The organism is Acinetobacter larvae, from assembly GCF_001704115.1.
GTDB classification, from domain to species: Bacteria; Pseudomonadota; Gammaproteobacteria; order Pseudomonadales; family Moraxellaceae; genus Acinetobacter; species Acinetobacter larvae.
Genome location: NZ_CP016895.1, coordinates 351,336 through 364,232, shown reverse-complemented (window position 1 = coordinate 364,232; position 12,897 = coordinate 351,336). Strand labels below are relative to the sequence as shown.

Annotated in this window: 6 protein-coding genes; 1 reads left to right on the top strand and 5 read right to left on the bottom strand. The window is 45.4% G+C overall.

The features are described from left to right. Positions 1-82: 82 nt before the first annotated feature. From rpsO to BFG52_RS01580, 4 genes are all read right to left on the bottom strand, one after another. Complete coding sequence (gene rpsO, locus BFG52_RS01595; protein WP_067551708.1) at positions 83-352, bottom strand: 30S ribosomal protein S15; 270 nt, start codon at positions 350-352, stop codon at positions 83-85. 732 nt (positions 353-1,084) lie between these two features. Then, on the bottom strand, positions 1,085-2,857 hold the full coding sequence (gene recD, locus BFG52_RS01590; RefSeq protein WP_067551705.1) for an exodeoxyribonuclease V subunit alpha: 1,773 nt from the start codon (positions 2,855-2,857) through the stop codon (positions 1,085-1,087). An 82-nt stretch (positions 2,858-2,939) separates the two neighbouring features. Next, positions 2,940-6,719, bottom strand: a complete 3,780-nt coding sequence (locus BFG52_RS01585; RefSeq protein WP_067551702.1) for a UvrD-helicase domain-containing protein — start codon at positions 6,717-6,719, stop codon at positions 2,940-2,942. A gap of 3 nt (positions 6,720-6,722) precedes the next feature. After that, positions 6,723-10,445, bottom strand: coding sequence for an exodeoxyribonuclease V subunit gamma (locus tag BFG52_RS01580; RefSeq protein WP_067551700.1), 3,723 nt, complete (start codon positions 10,443-10,445; stop codon positions 6,723-6,725). A gap of 268 nt (positions 10,446-10,713) precedes the next feature. Here BFG52_RS01580 and BFG52_RS01575 point away from each other — a divergent pair, with 268 nt between their 5' ends. Beyond that, complete coding sequence (locus tag BFG52_RS01575) at positions 10,714-11,262, top strand: hypothetical protein (RefSeq protein ID WP_067551697.1); 549 nt, start codon at positions 10,714-10,716, stop codon at positions 11,260-11,262. A gap of 109 nt (positions 11,263-11,371) precedes the next feature. On the opposite strand, the gene pap is transcribed toward BFG52_RS01575, so the two are convergent. After that, a complete protein-coding gene (pap, locus tag BFG52_RS01570; RefSeq protein WP_067551694.1) occupies positions 11,372-12,793 on the bottom strand; it encodes a polyphosphate:AMP phosphotransferase in 1,422 nt (473 codons plus the stop codon). Positions 12,794-12,897: the final 104 nt, after the last annotated feature.

The following is a 12,897-nucleotide window of genomic DNA, read 5'->3' as shown; positions in this document are numbered from 1 at the left end:
CTAGCTAGAGCTAGATAAAACTTTGTTTTCAGTTGCTGCAACATAAATATGCACTTTTCCGAAAATAAAAGCTTCAATCGAATTAACGACGTAGACCTAAAGCAGCAATCAATGCAGCATAACGTGAAACGTCTTTACCTTTAAGGTAGTCAAGCAGTTTACGACGTTGGTTCACCATACGGATCAAACCACGACGGCTGTGGTGGTCATGTTTGTGATCTTTAAAGTGACCTTGTAAGCTATTGATTTGAGCTGTTAAAAGCGCAACTTGAACTTCAGGAGAACCTGTGTCATTTTCTGCGCGAGCAAATTTAGCAATGATCTCTGCGCGATCTGCATTAGTTAAAGCCATTCGATTTCTCCGAGATGCTTAAAATAAAAAGATTGATAAAATCAATTTGGTCAAAAACCACGTTGACTGCCGTGCATCACTACAGCATGCGCGCTATTTTAAAGGAACTGTGCCTAGATTGCAAAACAACAAATGCCTAATACCACAACAAGATCGATCAAATACGCGCAAAGCACTGCTACGGCGCGCGCTAAGGCCGTAAAAATTGATAGCTGCTAGCACAGCATTAAGGAAAATTCATTTAAAAATAGCAGATAAGCTACAGTAACCACGCCTCAAATGATGCACAGACACGACTTGCAAGCAGCCCCAATACTAGAATGTTGGCAGTAAAAAATTGGTTATAAAAAAGCCTTGTAGTCTCTCCCAAAACTACAAGGCTTAGCGGCTGTAATTCCCTTGTCACTTACCTACTTGTAAGCTCGCAGTCTCACGACTTTAAGTATTTTTTATTTTGCGATTTTACTTAATGATCCGTATTAAGCTATTTATTGATAAGCATGATCTCAAAAACACGCTTGTCGCTCTACAGCTATTATCTCGAATCAATGTAAGATATTTCCTACATTTTATAAGGATTAAGCCGTTAAAATGTGCTGAAATTCTCATTTTAAGAAAATTCAATGATAATCAACAGATTTCAAAGGGATTTTTTGCTTCATTCAGACCATAAACAACCTGATCTATAAGTGACCCGTACAGCATGACCAGCATCACAGCGGCGGTATCTGTTTATGGCGCTGATGAGTCCAACATCATACTGTCCAATAAATCGACTAAGCCGCTTTGACGACAACTGGCAATCGCTAAACTTTGCGCAAACGTTTCCGCATCGACCAATAGACTGACCACAGATTTTGCCCGTGTAATGGCGGTATAAAGCAGTTCACGACTGAGTAAGCGCTGTGCAGCAGCATCAAATGTCACCGCCACATGGCGAAATTCAGAACCTTGAGATTTATGAATCGTCATCACAAAAGCCGTTTCTATCGACTGAGGTAAACGCGCCGCACTGATCCAACTGTCTAAATGTGGAAAATACACTGCAAGCTGGGTTGCATCCTGCGGATGCTGTAAACAAATACCAATATCCCCATTGGAAAGCCCGAGCTGGGCATCATTACGTGTCACCATGACCGGACGACCAACGTACCATTCTGCCGGACTCAATGTCGGTGCTAAGTACTGAAATAAACGATTTTGTATTTGCCGATTAAGCTCAGCCAAACCAAAACGCCCATGCCTTACCGCACATAACATACGATAGTCAGCAAAAGCATCCAGTACGGCTTGCTGCGCCTGTGCTTGCTGCGGTTGCTGCAAATAGACTTTAAGTGCTTGAAAATATTGCTGATACCCCATGGCTAACTGATCATAATAAGCACTGAGCTGTTCTGCGCTGGGATTGTTCTGTACATACTGTAGCTGGATAACATCTTGCATCGTGGCAGACAATGCCACAGCTTGCAACGTGCTCTCAGAAACAATGCTTTGGGTAAATGCGGCCAAACGCTGTTGCGTGTTCAGATCGTCTTGTTGCGCTTGAATAAAAGCGGCCATTTTGCCAATCAAGGCATCGCCCTTAAAACGCCGACTGGTCTGTAAGTTAACCCGATAAGCCGCTAAACACTGTGCCTGTTGTAAATCTGCCAGTACAGCCCCCACATCAACCGATGCCAATTGCTGTGCATCTCCCAGTAAGATCAACCGGCAATGTGCTGGAATCGCTTCAAAGAGTAAGGTCGCTAACTGTAGGTCGAGCATTGATGCTTCATCGATGACCACAACATCATAGGGTAAGGGTCTTTGCCGATGATAACGCGGTGGGGTATTTTTCCCCATACCCAATAAACGGTGAATGGTTAGGGTTTCTTGTTGTTGTAATGCACTGACATCTAAGCCCAATTTCGCCAAGGCTTGATCAGCCAAAGAAGCTTGTAAAGCTTCTTTCATACGCTGCGCGGCCTTACCCGTAGGTGCTGCCATCGCCACACGCAAATGATCAATCCGGTGATGCAATACAGCAATAATACGCGCCAAGGTATAGGTTTTTCCGGTACCTGGACCCCCAGTAATCAGCGTTAAGGGGTGTTGACAAACTTGCTGTAACGCTTGTAACTGGTATGGGTCGGTCAGGATATCCTCAAAACCCTGCAAAGGCACTGCGTCAACTGCCTGCTGTAAAATCGCTGTGATTTGTGCGGCTAAGCGCTGCTGCAAACGCCAATAGCGATATAAATATAAATACTGGTGATCGTATACAAAAGGAGCAACCTGTTGCTCTGCCTGTTGCGCCGACACCAATAAATGTTTTAGACTCTCGCCCCCGCCAAGCGCTAAGGCAATACAACTGTCACCTTGGGTGCTTGCCAACAGCAATTGTTGGATAATTTGCCGGGTCTGTTCAGACCACGATGCCTGATCCGCTGTACATTGCAGCAGATAGTTTGACCAAGATTCGATCCATGCTGGACAAGATTCCGGCAAATCTGCTTTATTTTCCACACGGTTATCCTCAGAGTTATAAACAAAGTTATCCACAGAGTAACTTTCTTATTTATAAAGTAATGTCTTAAGTTTATCCCACCTAGGTGGATAATTGCTGTTGATTAAAATAGCCCAAAATAGCATCTAAACGCAGAATGAGTTCATGCGGCGCAGCCCAATTATAATAACCTTGTGCAGCTTCGCCATTCATGCCGCGCAAATATAAATAACTCGCCCCACCTAAATCACGTTGCATCTGATAGCCTTGCAAATGCACTTTGAGATAACGGTGCAATGCCACCAAATATAACGCTGCCTGCAACCAATAACTGGCATGCGTCATATTGGCCTGTACCGCCGTTGCATGATAATCCTGCCAAGTTTGCCCCAAAAAATTACTTTTATAATCGGCAATATGATAGCGCTGACCATCATAAAACAATAAATCGATTGAGCCATTCAAATAACGTGCTGTTTGCGCGTCCTGAAATGTAGGCATCTCTAAGCCATACTCGGCAAAAAGCTGCTGAATACGTTGCAATGGGAACACCCGATCCGACAGGGCTAAATGAAATGGAAATTCGCTGCGATAATGCGCTGCGGGCAAGTCCTTTAAGCAGAAGCCCTGTAACAAGGGGGTATGCACCACCCGATGCAACCACTGCTGCATTGCTGCCAATAATTCCGCTTTGCTTTTCTGCTCCTGATCGGGCCGTTCCTGATCGAGATGCTCTTGATTGAGCTGTTGATTAGGCTGCTGCTGATTAGAAAAATCACGCAGATAATGGCTCACTAAAGTTTGCCAAAGCTGCGGATAATGGTTTTTAAAACGTCGTTCTAAGTCTTGTTGCCATAGGCGTTGGTCTTGAAAATCAATCTGCTCCATGATTTCGTGTAGAAAGTTTCCAGCCACTGTGCCTTTGGGGAAATTGGCTTGTATCCAATGCAATGCTGTCTGTTCGACTGCGGGCGTAGCGTCCACCCAAGTCTGTGCAAAGACGACATTGCTTTGCTCATCATCGGCTTGTCCCTGTGGGCGCAATGCCAAGGCATGTTGATCCTGTAAATGCGGTCGTGGCAGATGTTGTGCCAAATAACTAAAACTGGTTTTAGAACGTGGATAAAAACGTTGCAGCGGTAAGGGCTGAGCGTATAACACGGTATTGGAAACTTGTTGTTCAGCTTTCAATGGAATCGGTCGCTCACGCAATAACGCCTCGACCACCGACAAAGGATGCTGAAAACAGTGCTCGCCTTGCCCGCGCCAGAATGCCAAACCCGATGTCGACTTTGCATCGGCCATCATGGCATAGACACGATAACTGGCACGGGTTAGAGCCACATACCATAAACGATGCTGTTCGGCTTGGGCACGTGCCTGATCTTGTTCGGCGAGATCTGCATCTTGGGCTTTATCATGAATGTTGAGGATACGCTCGAACACCACTTTGCCGCTTTGCGGATCAGACCGTTGTTGGCTGGAAAAAGTTAGCTGTTTATTGGGTTCTCTAAAGCTACTATCGGCGCCCAATAGAAAAACGATTTTAAACTCTAAGCCTTTAGACTGGTGAATCGTCAATAACTGTACCCCAGCCTCACTGGAAAGTTTACGTTCTAATTCCCACTCACGTTGCCCAGCCTGTTGTAACTGTTTCATATACCACTGATACAGACTTTGCGCGCCACTATACTGCGCACTATGTTGGCTTAACAATTCAGAAAGATGGCGTAAATTGACCACACGGCGTTCATGTTGCCGTCCCGAACGCGCCACCAGCTGCTGCCAGACCTGAAACTGATTTAAAAAACTTTGCCATGCCGCAAAAAAACCTTGCTTCAACCATTGCTCCCGCAATTGATCAAAGGCGGCAATATACTGCACCAAACCGTCAGATTGCTGTTGTAATTCAAATAAAGCGGTTAAATCCAACCCAATCAACCGGCTCAATAAAGCACGACGTACTTTGGCTTCATGGTACGGCTCTAAGATTGCGGTAAGCACCGCCGCCACATCCTGCGCCACATCACTGGCAAACACACTGCGCTTAGAGGGGCGATGATAGGCAATGCCCATTTTGTCTAAGGCATATTGCACCTGATCCAACGCACTATGATTTTTGGACAGTACCGCAATATCATTGACATCCAATGCCTTGGCAGGGTTTTCTGCAAAATATAAATGTCCTGCTATGGCTTGATTAAGCAAGTCTTGTATTTTCCATGCCACTTGTTCGGCTTCGTGTTGCTTATTTTCCAGCTGCAGCCAGCGTAAGGGGGTCGGGTTAACTTGCTGTTGATCCAGCAAATCTGGATGCGGTCGTGGACCTGCTTGTACTGGGGTATATTGCACTTGTTCACCAAAATCGGGCTGACACTGGAATAGTGCATCGACCACCGTGACCAAAGGCGCAACCGAACGATGGTTGTGCACCAAATGATAATGTCGCCCTGCCTTTTGCGTAACATCTTGCTGTGCTTTGAGAAAAGTCAGCATATCTCCGCCCCGAAAACCATAAATAGCTTGTTTACGGTCTCCCACCATAATCATACAGCCTTGTTGCAAGCGTTCGCTATGGCGCCAAATCTGTGCCAGCATATTGTCTTGATCTTGGTTGGTATCTTGAAATTCGTCGACTAAAATCAAGGGATAACGGGCATGAATACTGCGTGCAAAGACCGCGCCCTGCTCACCGCTTAACGCCTCACTGAGCTGGCGAATCTGCTGAGAAAAAGTGGTCTCACCTTTTTGTTGTAATAGCTGTGGCAATGCCGCTTTGACCTGCTGGGCAATATGATATTTCAGGTATTGTTCTTGCTGCTGCAACTGCACCATAAAATTGAATAAGGCATCCATCGCCTGCAAAAACTGTTGTAGCTGTTCATTCTCATAAAATTGCTGTTGTACTGTGGCATCCGTGGCTTTTTTAAAAACTTGTTGCTGCGCACAAGCATTGACCAAGACCTGTACGTCGTCACGGGCTTGTGCCAAAGCATAGTTGCCCCAATAGGCGGCGCCGAATTGCGCAAGCCCAGTATAGATCGCGGGAATGCTTTGAGTGAAAATTCGTTGAAAACGCCCATTCCGAAATTTTGTCCCATTGACCTGTTTAACATAGGCACCCTGTTCCGCATAAAAGGGCTGTAACGCAAGCAACAGTGTTTCATAAGAATGTGTCAACAGCTGATCACACAACTGCTGCATGCGCTGCAAATCGACATCATTGAGTTGAGGAGCTTGTAAGGTTGCCGAACCGAAATTAAGACGTTGCTCGACCAGATCATGATAATAATGACTGGCTTTGAGATAACCGGCATTGAGCATTGCATCGAGCAAGGCTTGTGGCTGCTGCTGCATCCACTGCCGCAAAGTATCATGTATCAACTGTTCAATATAACGTGGGCTATCATCGGTGATCTGTGCCTGTTCGATCTTGCCACTTTCAAAGCGAAACTCACGTAATAGCTTTTGACTAAAGCTATCTAGCGTTCCCACAAATAGCTCATCGAGCTGATCAATCACCAACTTTAAACGTTCACATGCATAGCCGATCTGGGTGGCATAAGCTTTTAAAATAAAACACAATAATGGATCAGACTGTTGTGTTGCCAGTTGCTGAATCTCTGTTTCGGGTAGCTCACGGCATTGATTAAACAATTGCAAACTTTGCTGTAGACGACTGCGAATACGGCTTTTTAGCTCTGCCGCGGCTTTACGGGTAAAGGTGGTGGCAATCACTTGCTTGGGTAAATATTTCTCCAGCAAAATCCGCACCATCAGGCTTGATAAAGTAAAGGTTTTTCCTGTACCTGCCGATGCTTCAATCCAATGCAAACCTTGAAATTGCATGTCTAAAATCGGTTGTGTTGAAACCTGCTGCATGCGTTATTCCTCAATGACACGTTGATGCTGATAGATCGGGGCATACAGTGCATAACTGTATTGCTGACAAGCTGCATCCAATAAAGCGGTACTGTCTTGTTCTTGTAATACAAACTGCCAATCACGATGTAAGCGACAGGCCTCATTGTCTTCAGCTGCCGGACCTGCGCCAAAATGTGCCTGATCGCCCTGCCATTGCTTGCGCAGGTCATCCCATTCAGCTAATTGCCAGTGCCCTTGGGCATCTTGTTGCCAATGTAATGCCTTGTTTTTTTCCGCAGCCGATAACAACAATGCCGCAGGCAATACCAAGACCTGCTGTGCCGCTTGCGTGCTGGCTGCCAACCATTGTTGTAAATAAGCCTGTGCTTGCTGTTGACTTAGACCACAGCATTGCAATGTAACATCACTAAATACCGCGATGCGTTGCCAGTCTGTGCCTTGGTCTGCAGCCAGATCACTAGCCGCCAACCAAAATAAATACTCTAACCAAACTTTGGCACGACGTTTGCCACGTGCACTGGCAGCATCGAGGCTCAACCATGTACTTTGCCCAGCCGCGGGCAACTCAATTTGAAAACGATAGGTCGGACTAGCCTGCCAATAACGCGGGGTGGTTTGCGTAGGCGCAGCCCCATAACGTTGTAAACGCTGCATCAATAAGCTGTGCTCCGCCTGACTCATTTGCCAAGCACTATGCTGAATCTTGCCAACAGGCAGCTGGTCTTGTAATAACGGCAGAGCCAAGGCTTCTGGCTGCTGGTGTTGCACCATAAAATCACGTAAGGCATAACGTCCCAAGCCATCCAGTAACAACGGTTCTTGCTCAGGCAACACCGTCATGGCACTTGGGTTTTGTACGCCGAGTTGTTGTAGATACCACTGCACAGGAAAACACATCGCTTGAATCCACTGCCGTGCATCGATATAACTGGCTGTCTCATTCAGCACAATCGGTGCCGCAACGTCGTTCCAATAAATTTGTCGCTGCACACCACGCAACTTTTGTAACTGTGCTGCAACCTGATACCAATGATCTTGGAAACGTACGGGTTGCTGTTGTATAAAGCCATTAGGATCGAAGGGTTGTAAGGGATGGACTTGATAGAGCTGTTGAATATTGGCAGCAATCACAATGCCATCTTTTTCGATCATCGCATCTGTTGGTATAACATCTGCTGGTGTAGCTTCTGGCATGGCACAGATCAAACTAAAGTGTTGAATCAACTCTTGTAACACACTAGAAGGATCACGTGCTTCTGCATCATTCACATCAAAGCCATTATAAAAGAGCCACAAACCCTGTTCTGCCAAGAGCAATGCATCTAAAAATGCGCCTTGATCATCTTCAAGTCGCGAACGATCACCCAATTGTGCTTTGAGTAAATCCATCAAATCAAAAGCAGTATGTTGCTGACGATTGGGGAATACCCCGGCATCTAAATCGAGCAAAACCACCAGTTGATAGGGTATAGGACGAATCTGTCCAATCTCACAAAAGGTAATCTGTCCTGTCGGCAAGACCTGATCGGCTTGATGCAATAATGCCTTTTCCACTTCCATCAGCACATCGCTTAAGGGCAGCTGGAATGTCCGCGTCAAGCCTTGTTGGTCTTGGGCATAAAATTGTGCCAAAGTCAGCATACGCTGTTGTTTATGCAAAATTTCTTTAATGGGTGCCAAGGCAGTAACACCGGCTTGTTCAAAGGCTTCGACTTCTTCTAGCAAATAACGCAGCCAATATTCTACGTCTGGCATGTGCTCTGCTTGCAAGTGTGCATGCAATGCATTGCGTCGTGTAGAAAAATCCTGATAGATCCGAATCAAAATATCAATCAGGGCAAAGTCATCCTGATAAACCTGCTCAAAACTTAAGATCTCATTGCACACGACCCGCTCTGGAATAGCGATGCCCATGACCAACCGGTTTAAAGCAAATTGGAAACTATAGCGATAGTCTTGATCTGACGCATCTAAGCTGAGCTGTAAATGTTCGGCATCTAGCCCACGGCGGAAACCCGCTTGCTGTAATAACACTAAAATACGTGCCGTGGCATCACTGTCGAGAGCATAGTATTGCTGCGTGGCAGCCAGCTGTAACCAATCGGTAAATTCTTCAATATTAAACCGTTGTTCTACCCAACAGAAACGCCCCAAAACAGCACGCCAAGCATGCTGTGCATCTAAGCTGCTAATGCCTGCAATCTTGACGGGTAAATAGATACCATCCTTTTGTACTTGCTGTGGGAAAACGCTGCGAATCAAAGCTTCTAAGCTTGCTAACTGCGGCACCATCACCACAATATCACTGGGGCGCCGTGGCTGTTCTGCCGTGCCTTGCGCCAACCAATGTAATAACTGTTCTTTGAGTACTTCCAATTGCCGCAAGGTCGAGTGACAAACATGGATTTGAATCGATTGATCATCCGTGGCCAAGAGATAAGCCCCTGCTTCTGGCTCGGTAAGATTCAAAATATCGGACTGAATTTTGGACAATAAATTGGTGATCGGAAACTGTACAAAGGCATCGACCCACTGCCCCTCGACCCCAGCAGACAACTGCGCTAATAAGGAAAAGTGATCGCGTGCCTGTTTGCCAAAACGGGTCAGCAGTGGATGGCGTGACTCACGCACCAAGGCATTAAAGTTTAAAGTAAAATCTTGAAAAAATGCCGCCAACTCGGCAGCACTCGCCTGTGGATGTTGCTGTAAATAACGCTGTTTAACCCCCAGATCATATTGTTTTTTCCACAAGGGATCGACACTGTCAGCCCAATATTCTTGTGAAGGGTTATAGTGCAAAATATATACATCGATATACTGCCCCAAGCGACGCAAGAACTTTAACTGATTGGGCGGCAATTCCAATAAGGTAAACACCACAACCTGTGCGGGAAGTTGTGCCAAGGCATCGTTACGCTGTTGTGGGTCATCTAGCGTTGCCCAAAAAGCCTGATCTACTGCTAAGATTTCGGCAAAATCTTGGGCAAAACCTTGTTGCCATAACCAACGTTGCCATGCCTCAAGCTGCTGTGCCTGCTCTAACTGATAGGCGGCATCAGCATGCTCAGACACATTCAACAGTTGTTCAACATTTAAGGCTTGATCACGGGACCATGCCGCCAACCAATTGCCGCGACAACGACACTGCCCCGTCGGACAGTCTGCCTGACACTCCCCACGATAAACCATATAATGCGTAAATAACTGCGCCAGCTGTTCTGCAATCCAATACAGCATGGCATGTTGACGCTGACGTTGTTGTTTTGCACTGGGCAAAGCTTTGCCATTGTCAATCACACGTTGCAATAAACTCGACAAAGGATGTGGGTTGCTCGCCTGTGCGGACGAGCTAGTTTGTTTTTCAGTTTGCTTTGCATTTTGTTTTGCATACTGTTGAAATTGTTCTAATAAAACCTGATAAATCCGCCATTTCAACACCAAACTGGGAATATTGGCTTTACGTACCCGTTCTTTATCTGTGAGCACTTGTTGGTAGAGATACCACTGCAAGCCTCTGATCCGTTGATGAAAAATACTATTGGCACTAATCCCTTGCGCCTCAGAGAGTCTCAGGGTGAGCCACTCTTGTATGGCTGTACTGGGGGCAACAATATGTTGGCTGGCTAATATAGCAAAGGGATCGGTACTTTGCTGCTGTGTAGTGTGTAAAACACCTTGCAGTAAAATGTCTAAACGCTGGCTTTGGATTACATGAATGCCCATATACGCTCTTACCCATCCAACTCATCAGTCCAATTCTTGATTGGCATTTACAGAAAAACCCTAATAGAATCTATAGAGCATGCTAAATTTCCCCCAGCAATACTGCTGGGCAAATGGTATACAATTATAACTTTAGACCTGACCGTCTAAACAACATGATGCATCTCATGCCCATTGAGACGACTTCAGCGCGCCTGTGGTCAACCGCTCAAATACCTCGCTCGCCACTCAACTCGATAGTACAAAACCGCTTTAGATGAGTAAACTTATGAAAATTGATAATATTTCTAAAAGTATTGACCCTAGCTTAAACTTAGAGCAAGTACGTCAAGATTGTCTCGATATGGTTCAAAAGCGTTCTTATATCTCTGCAGGTGTCGCTGTTGTGCCGATTCCATTTTTTGATGTCTTGATTGATGTCAGTATGTTATCGCAGTTAATCCCAGAAATTAACAGTCGTTTTGGTTTAGCACCAGAACAAGTCAGTGTTTATGATCCTGAAACCAAAAAAGTACATTGGAATGAACTACGTAAACGAGGGATCGAATTCTCAGGTTTTATCTTGGCACGTACTGCGATTAAAAAATCGATCAATAACTTTGTCACCAAAATGCTCGCCAAACAAGTGACCAAATTTGTCCCCTTAGGCGGTCAAGCGGTTGCAGCAGGTATGGGCTATGCCGTGATGAAAAAAATCGCATCTGCCCATGTAGAAGATTGCTATAAACTTGCCAAAGACATTCAAAACAAACAGTTTAAGCAAACTGTTGCACATCCAGCTGTTGCACATCAAGATCCTACACAAAAGCAATCCTAAAAAAGCGACGCTACAAAAGCCATCCTAAAGCTGTTGAGCCCCCTTAGCCAATTATTTCGTGCTATAGGGGCTTACCTGCCACCAGATCCCTGCAAACTTATCAGTGCCATTAACCATCTGCCGCAAGCAGTTGTGCCAGAATAGCAGTTAAAATTTCCAAGCGTGCGGTGTACTTATCATCTGTGGCAATCACATGCCACGGTGCATAGTCGGTATCGGTGAGCGCCAGCATATCGGCGGCGGCATCCAGATATTCTGGCCATTTACTGCGATTGCGTCGATCTTCATCGGTAATTTTAAAGCGTTTATGCGCTGTTTGCTCGCGAGACTGAAACCGTAATGCTTGTTCGTCTTTGCTGATAGCCAACCAAAATTTAATCAATAAGGTCTGATTATCACTGAGGTCTTTTTCAAAACGGTTGATTTCCGCATAAGCGCGTTGCCATTGTTTGGCAGTAGCAAAACCTTCAACCCGTTCAACCAGCACGCGCCCATACCAAGTGCGATCAAAAATGAGAATATTACTTTTGTCTTGTAGGTTATTCCAAAACCGCCATAAATAGGGATGGCGTAACTGAAATTTTTCTGGTGCAGAAATGGTAAAAATGCTGTATTCACGGGGGTCGAGTTTTTTGACAATCCGTTTAATCGCGCCGCCTTTACCGGCTGCATCCATGCCTTCAAAACAAATAATGATACGGCGCTGGTCATTGCGCAAAGCAGCAGCGACTTTGTTGGTGAGTTTTTTGAGACGTTTTTTATAGTCAGCCTGATCTGTAGGCGCATGACGAGGATGCAACAAGGCCTCGGGAATCTGTGCTTGTTGCCATAAATCGGCACCGTTTTCATAATGCTTGGGCAAATGGCGCAGGGCCTGCAACACATATTGGGCAAATTTTTGGTCGCGGACTGCAGCATCTTCGCAATCGATAATAATCCAATCACGGGTAAAACGCTGACGCAAGCGTTGCAAGTTATCATACTGTTTTTTGTTCCGCCAATTGAGACCGTGCAATTTATGCCAGCGTTGTTCGGCGGGTGCCAAATGATCTAAACGTTTTTGCAGCGACTTCCATGACAGGTCAAACCAGATCTTGATGACATCACAGTGGTTGTTTTTAAGGTCCTGTTCAAAAGCCCGCATCCGCTCCACATAATCATCAAATAAATACACATCAAAAGGTTCTGAGACATGATTGGCGGTGGCGAGTAGATCGCTATACCAATTGCCGAACATGATTTGAATTTCACCCTCTGCTGGAATAAACGGCGCATAAGGCTGCCAAAAACTTTGTTTCTGGGTAAATAAATTGGGAATATCGGCTTTGACTTGTAAATAACGTGGATCGAGCCATTCTCGTAATTGTTTCACTGCCTCGCCTTTACCGGCAAGCTCAATCCCACTGACAATGACCACGAGGCTTTTGGCATGATCGGTCCCGCGCGAGTTTTTAAGGGTATATTGCGCCTCGATCAGCTTTAAGGTGAGCTGCTCAGCATCCATGAGTTCAAATTTATGTTGTTCAATCATAAGGCTCTATTGTTCTAAAAATAATGAATGACCTGTGTTTTGCAGATCATTTACCGATCCTTCACACAATTCACTCAGACTAATGTTATTTATTTCAATTGAAT

Excerpts from the sequence above, each read along its gene's own strand:
- rpsO (WP_067551708.1), bottom strand. The coding sequence starts at position 352 with ATGGCTTTAACTAATGCAGATCGCGCAGAGATCATTGCTAAATTTGCT.
- BFG52_RS01585 (WP_067551702.1), bottom strand. The coding sequence starts at position 6,719 with ATGCAGCAGGTTTCAACACAACCGATTTTAGACATGCAATTTCAAGGT.
- BFG52_RS01580 (WP_067551700.1), bottom strand. The coding sequence starts at position 10,445 with ATGGGCATTCATGTAATCCAAAGCCAGCGTTTAGACATTTTACTGCAA.
- BFG52_RS01575 (WP_067551697.1), top strand. The coding sequence starts at position 10,714 with ATGAAAATTGATAATATTTCTAAAAGTATTGACCCTAGCTTAAACTTA.
- pap (WP_067551694.1), bottom strand. The coding sequence starts at position 12,793 with ATGATTGAACAACATAAATTTGAACTCATGGATGCTGAGCAGCTCACC.